The organism is Pseudaquabacterium pictum, assembly GCF_005403045.1.
Lineage (GTDB): Bacteria > Pseudomonadota > Gammaproteobacteria > Burkholderiales > Burkholderiaceae_C > Pseudaquabacterium > Pseudaquabacterium pictum.
The window spans coordinates 515,565-530,067 of record NZ_BJCL01000001.1 but is presented as its reverse complement, the minus strand read 5'-3'; the positions used below and the strand labels follow the sequence as shown (position 1 = coordinate 530,067).

General features: G+C 73.6%; 15 protein-coding genes. 11 read left to right on the top strand and 4 right to left on the bottom strand.

Annotated features, from left to right (window positions below):
- Positions 1–2: 2 nt before the first annotated feature.
- The 10 genes from cobO to FFT10_RS02275 all read left to right on the top strand — a co-directional run bounded on the left by cobO (position 3) and on the right by FFT10_RS02275 (position 9,016).
- The gene (gene cobO / locus FFT10_RS02320; protein ID WP_137731146.1) at positions 3–569 is read left to right on the top strand and encodes a cob(I)yrinic acid a,c-diamide adenosyltransferase; all 567 of its coding nucleotides are present in this window, start codon (positions 3–5) and stop codon (positions 567–569) included.
- Between the two features lie 5 nt (positions 570–574).
- Positions 575–1,009, top strand: coding sequence for a DUF1636 family protein (locus FFT10_RS02315; RefSeq protein ID WP_137731145.1), 435 nt, complete (start codon positions 575–577; stop codon positions 1,007–1,009).
- 83 nt (positions 1,010–1,092) lie between these two features.
- Positions 1,093–2,004 carry an adenosylcobinamide-phosphate synthase CbiB gene (cbiB, locus tag FFT10_RS02310; protein ID WP_137731144.1) on the top strand — a complete coding sequence of 304 codons (912 nt, stop codon included), beginning with the start codon at positions 1,093–1,095 and terminating at the stop codon, positions 2,002–2,004.
- Complete coding sequence (locus FFT10_RS02305; protein WP_137731143.1) at positions 2,001–3,008, top strand: aminotransferase class I/II-fold pyridoxal phosphate-dependent enzyme; 1,008 nt, start codon at positions 2,001–2,003, stop codon at positions 3,006–3,008. Before cbiB ends, FFT10_RS02305 begins: the two co-directional genes overlap by 4 nt.
- Positions 3,005–4,483, top strand: coding sequence for a cobyric acid synthase (locus FFT10_RS02300; RefSeq protein ID WP_137731142.1), 1,479 nt, complete (start codon positions 3,005–3,007; stop codon positions 4,481–4,483). Before FFT10_RS02305 ends, FFT10_RS02300 begins: the two co-directional genes overlap by 4 nt.
- Positions 4,480–5,544, top strand: coding sequence for a nicotinate-nucleotide--dimethylbenzimidazole phosphoribosyltransferase (gene cobT / locus FFT10_RS02295; protein WP_137731141.1), 1,065 nt, complete (start codon positions 4,480–4,482; stop codon positions 5,542–5,544). The genes FFT10_RS02300 and cobT overlap by 4 nt, the downstream gene beginning before the upstream one ends.
- On the top strand, positions 5,541–6,383 hold the full coding sequence (gene cobS, locus FFT10_RS02290) for an adenosylcobinamide-GDP ribazoletransferase (protein ID WP_162854843.1): 843 nt from the start codon (positions 5,541–5,543) through the stop codon (positions 6,381–6,383). The genes cobT and cobS overlap by 4 nt, the downstream gene beginning before the upstream one ends.
- Positions 6,376–6,945 carry a histidine phosphatase family protein gene (locus FFT10_RS02285; RefSeq protein WP_137731140.1) on the top strand — a complete coding sequence of 190 codons (570 nt, stop codon included), beginning with the start codon at positions 6,376–6,378 and terminating at the stop codon, positions 6,943–6,945. The genes cobS and FFT10_RS02285 overlap by 8 nt, the downstream gene beginning before the upstream one ends.
- A gap of 125 nt (positions 6,946–7,070) precedes the next feature.
- The gene (locus tag FFT10_RS02280; RefSeq protein WP_137731139.1) at positions 7,071–7,502 is read left to right on the top strand and encodes a DUF2141 domain-containing protein; all 432 of its coding nucleotides are present in this window, start codon (positions 7,071–7,073) and stop codon (positions 7,500–7,502) included.
- Positions 7,503–7,510: 8 nt separating this feature from the next.
- Positions 7,511–9,016, top strand: coding sequence for a carotenoid oxygenase family protein (locus FFT10_RS02275; protein WP_137731138.1), 1,506 nt, complete (start codon positions 7,511–7,513; stop codon positions 9,014–9,016).
- 19 nt (positions 9,017–9,035) lie between these two features.
- Here FFT10_RS02275 and nth read toward each other — a convergent pair whose 3' ends face one another.
- The 4 genes from nth to FFT10_RS02255 are packed head-to-tail and all read right to left on the bottom strand — an operon-like array spanning position 9,036 to position 11,995.
- Complete coding sequence (nth, locus tag FFT10_RS02270) at positions 9,036–9,674, bottom strand: endonuclease III (protein WP_137731137.1); 639 nt, start codon at positions 9,672–9,674, stop codon at positions 9,036–9,038.
- Positions 9,675–9,700: 26 nt separating this feature from the next.
- Complete coding sequence (locus tag FFT10_RS02265; protein ID WP_137731136.1) at positions 9,701–10,615, bottom strand: DMT family transporter; 915 nt, start codon at positions 10,613–10,615, stop codon at positions 9,701–9,703.
- Positions 10,612–11,280, bottom strand: coding sequence for an electron transport complex subunit RsxB (gene rsxB, locus FFT10_RS02260; protein WP_228026942.1), 669 nt, complete (start codon positions 11,278–11,280; stop codon positions 10,612–10,614). The genes FFT10_RS02265 and rsxB overlap by 4 nt, the downstream gene beginning before the upstream one ends.
- A gap of 16 nt (positions 11,281–11,296) precedes the next feature.
- The gene (locus FFT10_RS02255; RefSeq protein ID WP_228026911.1) at positions 11,297–11,995 is read right to left on the bottom strand and encodes a Crp/Fnr family transcriptional regulator; all 699 of its coding nucleotides are present in this window, start codon (positions 11,993–11,995) and stop codon (positions 11,297–11,299) included.
- A gap of 140 nt (positions 11,996–12,135) precedes the next feature.
- Here FFT10_RS02255 and FFT10_RS02250 point away from each other — a divergent pair, with 140 nt between their 5' ends.
- Positions 12,136–14,502, top strand: a complete 2,367-nt coding sequence (locus FFT10_RS02250) for a xanthine dehydrogenase family protein molybdopterin-binding subunit (protein ID WP_137731134.1) — start codon at positions 12,136–12,138, stop codon at positions 14,500–14,502.
- The last annotated feature ends 1 nt before the right edge of the window (position 14,503 follow it).

The following is a 14,503-nucleotide window of genomic DNA, read 5'->3' as shown; positions in this document are numbered from 1 at the left end:
CCATGGACATCGTCACCCCACCCACAGCACCCAGCCCGCGGCCCGACGGCGAGCGCCGCGGCCTGGTGCTGGTGCACACCGGCAACGGCAAGGGCAAGAGCACCGCCGCCTTCGGCCTGGCATTGCGTGCCCACGGCCGTGGCAAGGCGGTCAAGATCTACCAGTTCATGAAGGTGCCCAGCGCGCGCTTCGGCGAGCACCGGGTCTTCGCCCAGCTGGGCGTGCCGATCGAGGGCCTGGGCGACGGCTTCAGCTGGAAGAGCCAGGACCTGGAGCACAGCGCCCAGCTGGCCCGCGACGGCTGGGCCCGGGCCGAGGCCACCATCCGCGCCGGCGAGCACTTCCTGGTGGTGCTGGACGAGGTGATGTACCCGCTGCGCTACGGCTGGGTGCCGCTGGCGCCGGTGCTGGCCTGCCTGCGCGAACGGCCGCCGCATGTGCATGTGGTGCTGACCGGCCGCAACGCGCCCGAGGAATTGGTGGCCCTGGCGGACACGGTGACCGAGATGGCGCTGGTCAAGCACCACTTCCAGGCCGGCGTGCCGGCGCAGCGGGGCATCGAAGACTGAGACCCATGACCGCCAACCCCACCACGCCCCGGACCGAACTGTTGGTTTGCACCACCTGCCGCCCGGCCGATGCGCCCCGCGACGGGCCGCCTGCCGGGCAGGCCTTGTTCGACCAGATCGAGGCGGCGCTGGCGTTCGACCAACCCGCCGATGGCGCCGCAGCAGCCGCCCCGCGCCTGCGCGGCATCGCCTGCCTGGCCGCCTGTTCGCGCAGCTGCACCGTGGCGCTGCAGGCGTCGGGCAAGGCCTGCTATGTGTTCGGCGGCCTGGCGGCGGACGACGACAGCCTGCAGGCCGTGCTGGACGTGGCAGGCCAGCATGCCGCCAGCACCGACGGCATGCTGGCCTGGGCGGAGCGCCCGCAACGCCTGCGCCAGGGCCTGCTGGTGCGGCTGCCGCCGCTGGTGCATGGGGCCGCCGATGGCGATCTGCCCACCTGACGCGCCCGCGGGAGACGCGCCATGGCGTTGAAGCAATCCATTGACCGCAGCCCCGCCGCCCGTGCGGCGGGGCCTGGCGACGCGTGACCGCCGTGCTGGCCCTGTGGCTGGCCTGGCTGGCCGACGCGGCCTTCGGCGAGCCGCGTTCGGCCTGGCATCCGGTGGCCTGGTTCGGCCGTGCCGCCGCGCCGGTGGGGCACTGGGCCCGGTCGCTGCGTCCTGCATGGGCCTTGGGTGCAGGTGCCTTCGGCTGGTGTGCGCTGGTTGGCGCGGCGGCGGCTGCAGCCTGGTGGTTGCAGCAGGCCTTGGCCGATGCGCCGGCCTGGCTGGCCGTGCCGCTGCTGGCCCTGGCGCTCAAGCCCAGCTTCGCCTGGCGCATGCTGGCCGACGAAGTGCATGCGGTCGATGCCGCCCTGTCGCAAGGCCTGGCCGAAGGGCGTGCCCGCCTGGCCTGGCTGTGCAGCCGCGATGTGCAGCAGCTGGATGCGGCCACCGTGCGCGAGACTGCCATCGAGACCCTGGCCGAGAACCTGAACGATTCGCTGGTGGCGCCGCTGTTCTGGTTCGTCGTCGCCGGCCTGCCCGGCGCCTGGGCCTGGCGCACCGCCAACACCCTGGATGCGATGTGGGGCTACCGCGGCCGCTGGGAATGGGCCGGCAAGGTGGCGGCGCGGGCCGACGACCTGCTGGCCTGGCTGCCCGCCCGCATCACCGCGGTCCTGCTGTGGCGGCCGGGCGTGGCCTGGATCCGGCTGCGCGCCGAGGCCCGGCGCACACCGTCGCCCAACGGCGGCTGGCCGATGGCGGCGATGGCCCTGCACCTGGGCGTGCGCCTGCACAAGCCGGGTGTCTACATGCTGAATGCCGACGCGCCGCCACCGCAGGCGCCACAGGTGCAGCAGGCGCTGCGGCACGGCCGGCAGGCGGCCTGGGCAGCGGTGCTGCTGGCCGGCCTGGCCCTGCTGGCGCTGGCTGCCTGGCAGGGGGTGCCATGACGGCGCTGCGGTTGCATGGCGGCCCCGGACCGGACGGGCCGGCGCGCTGGGACTTCTCCAGCAACGGCCACCCGGCCGGGCCGTGCCCCGATGCCCTGGCCGCGGTGCAGGCAGCAGACCCTTGCCGCTATCCCGACCCCAGCCACCAGGCACTGCGGGCGGCGCTGGGTGCCTTCCACGGTGTCGACCCCGACCAGGTGCTGATTGCCGCCAGCGGCAGTGAGTTCATCCAGCGCATCAGCGCCATCGGCGCCCGCCTGGCGCCGGGCCCCGTGCAGGTGCCGCCCACCGCTTATGGCGACTACGCGCTGGCGGCGCGGGCGCATGGCCGCACGGTGGTGACCGCGGTCGACGGGCCGGCGCCCACGCTGCGCTGGTGGGCCGAGCCGTCCAGCCCGCTGGGCCGCGATGCTGCGCCGCCTGCGGCGCCCGGTGCCTGCCCCACGGTGCTGGACTGCGTCTACGCGCCGCTGCGGCTGGACAGCACCGGCCGTTGGACCGACGCCGACCGCGCCGCCGCCATCACCCTGCACAGCCCCGGCAAGGCGCTGGGCCTGCTGGGCGTGCGGGCAGCCTATGCGCTGTTGCCGGCCGCCGATGCAGTGGCCTGGGATGTGGCCGCCTGGCGCCACGCGCTGCTGGCGGCCGAGCCGTCGTGGCCGCTGGGCGGGCAGGGCGTGGCGCTGCTGCAAGCCTGGTGCCATCCCGCTGTGCAGCAGTGGCTGGACCAGAGCCGCCCGCAGCTGCGCGCATGGCGCGACAGCCTGCGCCAGCAGCTGGCCGACCGCGGCGTGGTGCTGGCCGACAGCGTGACGCCGTTCTTCGGCGCCCTGTTGCAGCTGGACGCCCAGGCGCTGCGCCGGCATGGCGTGGCGGTGCGTGATGCCGCATCGTTCGGCCTGCCCGGCTGGGTGCGGCTCAATGCCCTGCCACCGCCGGCCCAGGCCGCGCTGCTGCACGTGGTCGACCACGCCCGATCCGCCACGCCGGAGCCCGCCCGATGACCGCAAGGGATTCAACCAACGCCCGCGCGGTTGCCGTGCTGGGCTGCACCAGCGGCGCCGGCAAGAGCTGGCTGGCCACTGCGCTGTGCCGCTGGTACGCCCGCCGCGGCCTGGTGGTCAAGCCGTTCAAGGCGCAGAACATGAGCAACCACGCCCGCGTGGTGGCCGATGCCGACGGCCGCATGGGCGAGATCGGCAGCGCCCAGTATTTCCAGGCCCTGGCCGCCGGCGCGGTGCCGGAGCCGCGCATGAACCCGGTGCTGCTCAAGCCCGAGGCCGACACCCGCAGCCAGGTGGTGCTGATGGGCCAGGTGCGGCGCGATCTGGCGGCCATGCCCTGGCGCGAGCGCAGCGCGCTGCTGTGGCCGGTGGCCCAGCAGGCGCTGCTGAGCCTGCGGCAGGACTGCGAGGTGCTGGTGATCGAAGGCGCCGGCTCGCCGGCCGAGATCAACCTGGCGGCCAACGACTATGTGAACACCTTCACCACGCTGGACGCTGAGGCCGCTGCGATCCTGGTGGCCGACATCGACCGCGGCGGCGCCTTCGCCCACCTGTTCGGCACCCATGCGCTGATGGACGACCGGGTGCGCGCCCAGGTGCGCGGCTTCGTGCTGAACCGCTTCCGCGGCGATGCGGCGCTGCTCGCGCCGGGCCCGCAGATGCTGCAGGACCGCACCGGCGTGCCGCTGCTGGGCGTGCTGCCGATGCTGCGCGGCCACGGCCTGCCCGAAGAGGATGCCGTGCCGATGGGGCAGGGCGGCGGCGGTGCTGGCGTGGTGGTGCTGGCCACGCCGCATGCCAGCAACCTGGACGAGTTCGAGCCCCTGGCCCGCGCCGGCGTGCCGGTGCATTACGCCCGCAGCCCGGCCGAGCTGGCCCAGGCCACCTGGCTGGTGCTGCCCGGCAGCAAGCACAGCCGCGCCGATGCCGACTGGGTGCAGGCCCAGGGCCTGGCGCCGGTGATCGCCGCCCACATCGACGCCGGCAAGCCGCTGCTGGCGGTGTGTGGCGCGCTGCAGTGGCTGGGCGCGGCCATCGACGACCCGCTGGGCCTGGAAGGCGCTGTGCCCGGCCGCACCGCCGGCCTGGGCCTGCTGCCGTTGACCACCCGCTTCGCCCCGGCCAAGCAGCTGGCCCAGGCCACCCACCGCCTGGGCGCTCTGCAGGGCCCCTGGGCGCCACTGGCCGGGCTGGATGTGCAGGGCTACGAGATCCACCTCGGCCAGACCACGCCGCTGCCCGGCACGGCGCCGCTGCCGGCCTTCGCCCACAGCCCCGGCCTGGGCTGGCAGCACGGCCCGGTGCTGGCGCTGTACCTGCACGGCCTGTTCGAGAACCCGGCGGTGGTGCAGGCCCTGTTCGGCCGCCACCTGCCGGCGCTGGCCGATGTGTTCGACCGCCTGGCCGATGCGGTCGATGCCCACCTGGGCGAGCGGCATCTGATGGACCTTCTTCGACCTTCGAATCCCCCATGACCGACACCCTGCCCGACGACCTGCTGGCCCTCATCGCCCGTGTGCAACCCCGCGCCGACAGCGCCCTGGCCCAGCGCCTGCAGCACCGCCTGGACCGCCTGACCAAGCCCACCGGCGCGCTGGGCCGGCTGGAGGCGCTGGCGCTGCAGATCGGCCTGCTGCAGGGCACCGACCGCCCGCAGCTGCAGCAGCCGCAGCTGATGGTGTTTGCCGCCGACCACGGCCTGGCGCGCCAGGGGGTGTCGGCCTACCCGCAGGAGGTGACCTGGCAGATGGTGGCCAACATGCGCGCCGGCGGCGCCGCCGTCAACGTGCTGGCGCGCCAGCATGGCCTGGCGCTGACCTTGGTGGATGCCGGCGTGGCGCATGACTTCGGCGCCGCTGACGGCCTGGTGTCGGCCAAGCTGGGCTGGGGCACGGCGGATGCCAGCAGCGGCCCGGCGATGGCGCCTGACACCGCCGCCGAGGCCCTGCGCACCGGCGCCCGCCTGCTGGCCGCGCGGCCGGGCAACGCCGTGCTGTTCGGCGAGATGGGCATTGCCAACACCGCCAGCGCCAGCCTGCTGCTGGCCCGGCTGGCCGGCGTGCCGCTGGCCCAGGCCACCGGCCGCGGCACCGGGCTGGACGATGCCGGCCTGGCGCACAAGCAGGCGGTGCTGGCGCGCTGCCTGGCGCGGGCGCCGCAAGCCAGCACGCCTCTGGCCGTGCTGGCCGAGTTCGGCGGCTTCGAGATCGGCATGATCGCCGGCGCCATGCTGCAGGCCGCGGCCGAGCGGCGGTTGATCGTGGTGGACGGCTTCATCGTCGGCGCGGCCCTGCTGCTGGCCGCGCGCCTGGCGCCGGCGGTGTTGGATGCCTGCGTCTTCGCCCACCACGGCGCCGAGGCCGGCCATGCCGCGCTGCTGGCGGCGCTGGGCGCGCAGCCGCTGCTGGGCCTGGGCCTGCGCCTGGGCGAAGGCTCGGGCGCGGCCCTGGCCTGGCCGCTGGTGCAGTCCAGCCTGCTGCTGCTGGACCAGATGGCCAGTTTCGACAGCGCCGGCGTCAGCGACCGCCCGGCATGAACCCGATTCGCCAGCTGGGGCATGAAGTCCGCCTGGCGGCGGTGGCGCTGCAGTTCCTGACCCGGGTGCCGGTGCGGTTCAACCGCTTCGATCCGCAGTGGCTGCAGGACTGCACCCGGCACTTTCCGCTGGTGGGCGCGGGCGTGGGTGCCTTCGGCGCCGTGGTGCTGCTGGTGGCGGTGCAGGCCTGGCCGCCGGTGGTGGCGGTGGCGCTGGCCATGGCCACCACCGTCTGGCTGACCGGCGGCTTCCATGAAGACGGCCTGGCTGACACCTGCGATGGCCTGGGCGGCGCGGTCGACCGGGCGCGGGCGCTGGTGATCATGAAGGATTCGCGCCTGGGCAGCTATGGCGCGCTGGGCCTGGTGCTGACGCTGGGCACCAAGGCGACGGTGCTGACGGTGCTGGCCCAGCGCCAGCCGCTGCTGGCCGCCGCCGCCCTGGTGCTGGCCCATGCCTGGAGCCGCACCGGCGCGGTGGCCCTGCTGGCCTGGCTGCCGTATGCAGGTGATGCCGAACATGCCAAGGCCAAGCCGCTGGCCCAGCACATCGGCCCGGCGTCGCTGGCCGCGGCCCTGGCCTGGTGTGCGCTGCTGGCCTGGGCGGTGCCGGCGCTGCTGGCCGGGCTGGCGCCGTGGCTGGATGGCGCCGCCGCCGCGTTGGCCGGTCTGCAGCCTGCCCGCCTGGTGCAGGCGGCGCTGGCCGCTGCCGCGGTGGCGCTGTGGTGCGGCCGCTGGCTGCGCCGGCGGCTGGGTGGCTTCACCGGTGACGGCCTGGGCGCCACCCAGCAGTGGTGCGAGCTGGCCGTCTACCTGGCGCTGGCCGCCGGCCATGGCTGAACAGCGTGCCGATTCGCCCGGCGTGGCCGGGCTCTGGCTGTGGCGCCACCCCCGCGCCCAGGGCGCCGCCGGCCGCTGCATCGGCCGGACGGATCTGCCGGTGGACCGCCGCCGCGCCAAGCGCCTGGCCCACCGCATCCGCCGCACTGCGCGCCAGCAGGGCCTGCCGCGGGTGGTGTGGACATCGCCGCTGCAGCGCTGCGCCGATGTGGGCCGCTGGCTGGCGCGCTGGGGCTGGCAGCACCGCACCGATGCCCGTCTGCTGGAGCTGGATTTCGGCCGCTGGGACGGCCAGCCCTGGACGGCCATCGCCCACGCCGACGTGGCGGCCTGGGAAGCCGACTTCGCCCACCACGCCCCGGGCGGTGGTGAAGCGCTGGCCGCGCTGGTGGCGCGCTGCCGGCAGTTCATCGCCGAGCAGGGCGGCGCCACGCCGCTGCTGCTGGTGGCCCATGCCGGCTGGATGCAGGCCAGCGGCCTGGGCAGTGCCGATGGCCTGCGCGCCAGCGCCTGGCCACCTGCGCCGCGGCACGGCGCGCTACTGCGGCGCAGCGGGCCGTAGGCGCTCGCATCTCGCGCCGCGCCGGCGGCATTTTGCGGCGCCGGGCGGCGGGTTGTCGCAGCCGGCTGTCGGTGGGCACAGGGCGTTCCTAGAGTGCGGCCCATCCCCACCAACCGGAGCCACCGATGGCCCACTTCCCAGCCCACCCCCTGCGCGCCGCCGCCCTGGCGCTGGCCCTGGCCGCCACCGGCAGCGCCCAGGCCCTGGACCTCACCGTCGAGGTCGTCAACCCCAAGGCGCACCAGGGCACCATCCTGGCCGCGCTCTATGCCGGCAACGACGGCTGGCTGCAGGCCAGCAAGGCGGCAGCGGCCCAGCGTGTGCCGGTGGCCGAGACCACGGTGCTGGTGTTCCGCAACCTGCGCCCGGGTCTGCATGCCATCTCGCTGTTCCATGACGAGAACGGCAACGGCGTGATGGACACCACCGTGATCGGCCTGCCGATCGAGCGCTACGGCTTCAGCCGCGACGCCCGCGCCAGCATGGGCCCGCCCGGCTTTGCCGATGCGGCCGTCGACCTGCAGGCCGACACCACCATCCGCATCACCCTGAAGTGAGCACCGCCATGCAACGCCGAGATGTCCTCCGCGCCGCGCTGTCGGCCGCCGCCCTGGCCGCCACCGGCGCCCGTGCCCAGGGCCGGCCCGATGCCGTGCAGGCCGCGTTCGACGCCCAGCGCGCCAGCACGCCCTGGACGCTGGCCTTTGCCGGCCTGCAGGCCGATGCCGCACCCATGCCACTGCGCCTGCACGGCCGCCTGCCGGCCGGGCTGCAGGGCAGCCTGCTGCGCAACGGCCCGGCCCGCCACAGCCTGGGCGGCCAGCGCTACCACCACTGGTTCGACGGCGACGGCATGCTGCAGCGCTACACCCTGGGTGCGCGCGGCATCGTGCACGAGGGCCGCTTCGTGCGCACCGCCAAGTTCGAAGCCGACAGCGCCGCCGGCCGCCCGGTGCGCCAGGCCTTCGGCACCGTGCCGCCCGACAGCGAGCCGGTGACCAGCCCCGACGACCTGAACGTGGCCAACACCAGCGTGGTGCAGCATGGCGGCAGGGTGATGGCGCTGTGGGAGGGCGGCTCGGCCTACGCGTTGGACCCGCAGACCCTGGCCACCCGCGGGCCGGTGGCCTGGTCGCCGACCTATGCCGGCGTGGCCTTCTCGGCCCATCCGAAGATCGAGCCCGACGGCACGCTCTGGAACTTCGGCGTCACCAGCTTCCGCGGCCTGCTGTCGGTCTACCGCATCGATGCCCAGGGCGCGCTGGCGCAGGCGGTGACGCTGCCGGTCAAGGACATCGCGATGGTGCATGACTTCGCCGTCACCGAGCGCCACCTCGTCTTCCTGCTGCCGCCGCTGGTGTTCGACCTGGCGCGGGCGCGCAGCGGCAGCAGCTTCCTGGATGCCCATGTCTGGCGGCCCGAGCTGGGCATGCGGGTGCTGGTGCTGCCGAAGGACCAGCTGGACAAGCCGCAGTGGTTCGAGCTGCCGGCCGGCTTCGTCTTCCACCTGGGCAATGCCTGGGAGGACGCGGCCGGCGTGATCACGCTGGACTACATCCGCAGCCCCAGTGCCTGGCATGCCAACGAGGGCCTGAAACTGCTGATGCGCGGCGTGCACGAGGAGCGCGACGTCGCCACCATCACGCTGCTGCGGCTGGACACCCGCAGCGGCCGCGCCCACCAGACCCTGCTGCCGCTGGTGGCCGAGTTTCCGCGGGTGGACCCGCGGGTGGTGGGCCGCCGGCACCGCCAGCTGTTCGTGGCCGCGCGCCAGGCCCCGGGCGACCGCCCGGGCTGGGATGCAGTGCAACGCCTGGACCTGGATTCAGGCCGCACCGACAGCTACCGCTACGGCCCTGGCGTGATGGTGGAGGAGCATGTCTTCGTGCCGCGCCCCGGCAGCACCCGCGAGGGCGACGGCTGGCTGTTGGGCACGGCGCTGGACCTGGCCAAGCAGCAGATGCTGTGTTCGGTGTTCGACGCCAGGAACCTGGCCGCCGGTCCGCTGGCCCAGGGCACGCTGGACCGGCCGATGCCGCTGGGCCTGCACGCGATCTTCGTGCCGGCCTGAACTGGCCGGACACCGGGGGTCAATCCAGCTTCAGCTTGCGGCCGGTGCTGCACTGCAGCCGCACGGTGCAGTCGCCACATTTCGGCGACCGGGCGGTGCACACGTAGCGGCCGTGCAGGATCAGCCAGTGGTGGGCATCCTGCCGGTAGGCCGGCGGCACGCGGGTGTCCAGCTGCTGCTCCACCGCCAGCGTGGTCCTGCCCGGCGCCAGGCCGGTGCGGTTGCTGACGCGGAACACATGGGTGTCCACCGCGTTGGTGGGCTCGCCGAAGGCCACGTTCAGCACCACGTTGGCGGTCTTGCGGCCCACGCCGGGCAGGGCTTCCAGCGCATCGCGGCTGCGCGGCACCTGGCCTCCATGCTGGTCGACCAGGATGCGGCAGGTCTGCAGCAGGTGCTTGGCCTTGTTGCGGTACAGGCCGATGGTCTTGATGTGATCGGCCACCTTGGCCTCGCCCAAATCGAGCAACTGCTGTGGCGTGTTGGCCACCAGGAACAGCCGCCGCGTGGCCTTGTTGACGCTGACATCGGTGGCCTGGGCCGACAGCAGCACCGCGGCCAGCAGCTCGAACACCGTGGTGTATTCCAGCTCGCTGGCCGGCTGCGGGTTGGCCGCGCGCAGCGTGGCGAAGAAGCTGGCGATGTCGGCCGGCTTCATGCGGGGGACCAGGGCGGTAGAGGGGCTCAAGCGGGCTCCGTGGGCGTTGAACGCAGGCGCTGCGCCAACATCGGCCAGCACTGCACCAGCAGGATACCGCCCAGGATCAGCGCGCAGCCGGCCAGGCCGCCCGGGCCCAGCCGGTCGCCCATCAGCCAGGCGCCGAACAGCGCGGCGAACACCGTCTCCGCCGACAGCACGATGGCGGCATCGGCCGGCGGCGCATGGCGCTGGCCCACCACCTGCAGCGTGAAGGCGATGCCCACCGACAGCACGCCGGTGTAGGCGATGGCGCCGGCGGCGGTGGCCAGGCCATCGAGGGTGATCGGCTCGGTGGCCAGGCCCAGCGCACCGCTCAGCAAGGCGCACACCGCAAACTGCCCGCAGGACAGCAGGTAGGCGCCACCCAGCCGGTTGGCCACTTGGCCCACCAGCAGCACATGGGCGGCACAAGCGGCTGCGCAACCCAGCATCCACAGGTCGCCCGGCTGCAAGGCCTGCCCGTAGCGGGCGCCGGTCAGCAGCGCGGTGCCGGCCAGGCACAGCGGCATGGCCAGCGCCACCGCCCAGCCCGGCCGCTGGCGCTGCAGCGCCCAGGCCAGCAGCGGCACCAATGGCACATACAGCGCGGTCAGGAAGCCGGCGTTGGTGACGCTGGTGGTCTGCAGGCCGATCTGCTGCATGGCCACGCCGGCGCACAGCAGGGCGCCCAGCAGGCCGATCCAGCCCAGCGCGGCGCGGCCTGGCGCCCGGCCCTGGCGGGCCAGCTGGCGCCATTCCCGCCAGGCCAGCGGCGCCACCACCAGCGCGCCCAGCGCGAAGCGGCTGCCGGTGAAGGTGAGCGGCCCCACGCTGTCCATGCCCCAGACCTGGGCCACGAAGGCCGAGCCCCAGATCAGCGCGGTCAGCAGCAGCAGGGCGTTGGCTTGCAGGCGGGTCATGCGCCGGAATCGTCGGCCGCGGCCCGGGCGCGGGCGCGGGCCAGCGCGGCTTCGATCACCGCGCGCTTGCGGTACAGCACCGCGGGGTCGGTGTGCTGGCTGTGGGCGGCCAGGTCGGCCAGCTTGGCCTCGGCCTTGGCGGCCTGGCGGGCCTCATGGTCACGCGTGGTGCGGGCCACGCGCTGCTGGTGGAAGCGGTAGCGGGCCAGCGAATCGGCCGCCTGTGCGGCGCTCCAGGCCTGCCAGCCGGTGGCGCTGCCGCTGACCGGTTGCATGCTGATGCAGTCCACCGGGCAGGCCGGCAGGCAGAGTTCACAGCCGTTGCAGGCGTCGGTGATGACCGTGTGCATGCGCTTGTGCGCGCCCAGGATGGCATCGACCGGGCAGGCGTCCAGGCACAGGGTGCAGCCGATGCACCAGGCTTCATCGATCAACGCCACGCCGCGCGGTGCTTCGGTGCCGCAGTCGGCATCCAGCGGCTGCACCGGCAGGCCGGTGAGGGCGGCCAGCCGCACGATGCCCTCGGCACCGCCGGGCGGGCAGCGGTTGATGGCGGCCTGGCCCGCGGCGATGGCCTCGGCATAGGCGCGGCAGTCGGGGTAGCCGCAGCGGGTGCACTGCGTCTGGGGCAGGGCGGCGTCGATGCGCTCGGCCAGGGTGGGCAAATGGGGCACGGCCGGATTATCGGCGCGGGCTGCTCTCCAGTTCGCCGCTGTAGCAGCGCAGGCCGGGCAGGTCGAGCACGGTGACGCTGCCGAACGCCACCCGCAACAGGCCGGCGCGTTCCAGCGCATGCAGGGCCTGGTTGGTGCGCTGCCGCGAGACGGCCGACAGCAGGCCGATTTCTTCCTGGCTGAGCTGCACCGTCTGGCCGGCGTGGGGGTACAGGTCGGGGTCGAACAGGCTGGCCAGACAGCGTGCCACCCGGGCATCGGGCCCCAGCAGCCGGTCGTATTCCACCAGGCCCACGAACAGGCTGAGCCTGGCATTCAGGTGCGACAGCAGGAAACGGTTGAAGCCCAGGCTGGTGTCGACCAGGTGTTCGAAGGCATGGCGCGGCACGCAGGCCAGGTGGGTGTCGCGCACCGCCACGCCGTCGTAGCGCCAGGCGCCGGGCTTGAGCAGCGAGCCCTCGCCGGCCCAGCCGCCACGGGTGACGCCGGTGAAGCTGGACACCCGTCCATCGGGCTGCGAGACCGACATCTTGACCAGCCCCTCGATCACGCCGATCCAGCAGTCAGCCGGTTCGCCGCGGCGTACCGCATAGCCGCCGGCGGGCACCCAGCGCTCGAAGGCATGGCGCAGCACCACGTCGAATGCATCGGGTTCGAGACTGGCGGCCCAGAGGCTGCCGCGGAGCATGGTTTCGAGTTTGGTCATGGTTGGTCCTGCGAAGCGCTACGCAGCGCCGGGCGGACCGGATGCAGCCGGAAACCCCGACCGCGCTTGTCGTTGCGACGACAACCCCGGACCGGGCGAGTCGGCACGATCGCCGCGGTCCGCAACCACAGGAGACACGGATGAGCGATCCGACAGCACGCCCAGACGACACCGGCGATGCCGCCACCCCGGCCGGGGGCCTGCGCCGGCGCAGCTTGTTGGCCTATGCCGTCTCGGCCCCGGTGGCCACGGTGGCCGCCGGCTTCGGCACCAACCTGGCGCTGACCGGCACGGCCGCGGCCCTGCCGCTGACACCGCCCGACACCGTCGACTACTACGACCTCGGCGACGCGGTGTTGCAGACATCGCTGCCGACCATGCCGCTGGTGCGGCTGTCGGTGGGCACCGACGGCCGCGTCAAGCTGGAACTGCCGCGCCTGGAGTCGGGCCAGGGCTTCGACACCGCCGCCGGCATGATGGTGGCGGAGGAACTGAGCGTGGCGCTGTCCCAGGTCGACGTGACCCTGTCGGACGCCCGGCCGGAGCTGGTCTTCAACCAGCTCACCGGCGGCTCCACCAACGTGCGGGTGTTCGACGCCTCCCTGCCGGTGATGGCCGCCGCGCTGCGGCTGCGGCTGATCGCCGCGGCGGCGAAGACCTGGGGCATCAGCACCAGCGGCCTGGTGGCGCGCGGCGGCATGGTGGTCGACACCCTGGGCCGCACGCTGTCCTACGGCTCGCTCACGGCACTGGCCGCGGCCCTGCCCATCCCCAGCGGCGTGCTGCCCAAACCGGTGTCGCAGAACACCGTGGTCGGTCAGCGGCTGGGCCGCATCGACGCACGTGCCATCGTCACCGGCCAGAAGAAGTTCACGATGGACCTGGCCGTGCCCGGCGCCAAGCCGGCCATGGTGCGGCGCCCGCCCACCATCCTGGGCACGGTGGTGTCGATCAACAACCGCGCCGCGGTGCTGGCGATGCCGGGCGTGCTGGCGGTGGTGGCCCTGCCGGCCGGCGGCAACATCACGCCCACGCCGCCGGGCGTGGCGGTGATGGCCGAGACCTTCGGCCAGGCCTGGACCGCGGTGAACGCGCTGGACGTGACCTGGGGCAAGGGCACCATCGACGCCGAGAGCAATGCCACGATCCACAGCAAGCTGAAGGCCTCGGTGCTGCCGTTCGCGCTGCCGCCGCTGGGCGCGCTGACGGTGGAAGGCGAGTTCGAGATGGCGCCGCTCAGCCACGCGCCGATGGAGACCGACTGCGCCATCGCCGATGTGCGGCGCGACGCCTCAGGCGTTGTCACCGGCTGCGAGATCTGGGCCGGCCTGCAGAGCCCGATCATCACCCAGCAGGACATGGCCGCCACGCTGGGCCTGCCGCTCAGCGCCGTGAAGGTGCACGTGATCTCGTCGGGCGGCAGCTTCGGCCGCCGGCTGTTCTGGGACCCGGTGCAGCAGGCGGTGCAGATCAGCAAGCTCACCGGCCGGCCGGCCAAGCTGATGTACCACCGTGCCGACGACATGCGCCACGGCCGCGGCCGGCCGCAGCAGTACCACCGTGCCCGCGCCACCCTGCTGCTGGGCCAGGTGACGGCCTTCGAGCACCGCATCGCCAGCCCGCGCATGGACACCCGCCACGGCTTCGGCGAAGCGCTGACGGCGGTGGCCGCCTCGGCGCCGGCCACGGTGCAGCAGAGCCTGGGCAACCTGGCGGTGGAAGAGGCGCTGTTCAAGACCATGGTTTCGGCGCCCTACAACTTCGGCGTCAACACCCGCACGCTGCAGCCCGCGCCCATTGCGATGAACACCGGCTCCTACCGGTCGGTGCACATCCAGCCCACCCGCCTGGTCGAGGAGATCCTGGTCGACGAGATGGCGGCCCGGCTGGGCCAGGATGCCGTGGCCTTCCGCCTGGCCAACCTGCGCCAGGCGCGTGCCAAGGCGGTGCTGCAGACGGTGGCCGCGGCCGCCGGCTGGGGCAAGGTGATGCCCAAGGGCTTCGGCCAGGGCATCGCGGTGCACCAGGAGACACGCTCCTACATCGCCGTGTGCGTGGAGGTCGACGGCCGTGCCCAGATCGCCGGCACCGGGCCGGCGCTGGTGACCCGCGCGACCATCGCCATCGACGTGGGCAAGGCCATCAACCCCAGCGGCATCGAGGCCCAGGTGGAGGGCGCGCTGGCCGAGTCGATCTCCATCGTGCTGATGGCCGGCCTGCATGTGCGCAACGGCCTGCCGCTGGAGGGCAGCTACTCGCAGTACCGCTATGGCCGCAACAAGCACTACCCCAGGAACGTCAACGTGATCATCACGCCCAACCAGGGCAACGCCATCGGCGGCCTGGGCGAGGTGGGCATGGCCGCCTGCAGCGGCGCCATCGCCAATGCCTGGGCGCGTGCCACCGGTCAGAAGCCGCGCAAGTTCCCGCTGTACTTCCCGGTGGACTTCACGCCCTTCCCGCCGGGCAAGCTGCCCGACCCCGTCATCAACCCCATCCCGGTCTGAG

Excerpts from the sequence above, each read along its gene's own strand:
- cobT (WP_137731141.1), top strand. The coding sequence starts at position 4,480 with ATGACCGACACCCTGCCCGACGACCTGCTGGCCCTCATCGCCCGTGTG.
- FFT10_RS02305 (WP_137731143.1), top strand. The coding sequence starts at position 2,001 with ATGACGGCGCTGCGGTTGCATGGCGGCCCCGGACCGGACGGGCCGGCG.
- FFT10_RS02250 (WP_137731134.1), top strand. The coding sequence starts at position 12,136 with ATGAGCGATCCGACAGCACGCCCAGACGACACCGGCGATGCCGCCACC.
- FFT10_RS02280 (WP_137731139.1), top strand. The coding sequence starts at position 7,071 with ATGGCCCACTTCCCAGCCCACCCCCTGCGCGCCGCCGCCCTGGCGCTG.
- FFT10_RS02300 (WP_137731142.1), top strand. The coding sequence starts at position 3,005 with ATGACCGCAAGGGATTCAACCAACGCCCGCGCGGTTGCCGTGCTGGGC.
- FFT10_RS02275 (WP_137731138.1), top strand. The coding sequence starts at position 7,511 with ATGCAACGCCGAGATGTCCTCCGCGCCGCGCTGTCGGCCGCCGCCCTG.
- cobS (WP_162854843.1), top strand. The coding sequence starts at position 5,541 with ATGAACCCGATTCGCCAGCTGGGGCATGAAGTCCGCCTGGCGGCGGTG.
- cobO (WP_137731146.1), top strand. The coding sequence starts at position 3 with ATGGACATCGTCACCCCACCCACAGCACCCAGCCCGCGGCCCGACGGC.
- FFT10_RS02285 (WP_137731140.1), top strand. The coding sequence starts at position 6,376 with ATGGCTGAACAGCGTGCCGATTCGCCCGGCGTGGCCGGGCTCTGGCTG.
- FFT10_RS02315 (WP_137731145.1), top strand. The coding sequence starts at position 575 with ATGACCGCCAACCCCACCACGCCCCGGACCGAACTGTTGGTTTGCACC.
- FFT10_RS02265 (WP_137731136.1), bottom strand. The coding sequence starts at position 10,615 with ATGACCCGCCTGCAAGCCAACGCCCTGCTGCTGCTGACCGCGCTGATC.
- FFT10_RS02255 (WP_228026911.1), bottom strand. The coding sequence starts at position 11,995 with ATGACCAAACTCGAAACCATGCTCCGCGGCAGCCTCTGGGCCGCCAGT.
- nth (WP_137731137.1), bottom strand. The coding sequence starts at position 9,674 with ATGAAGCCGGCCGACATCGCCAGCTTCTTCGCCACGCTGCGCGCGGCC.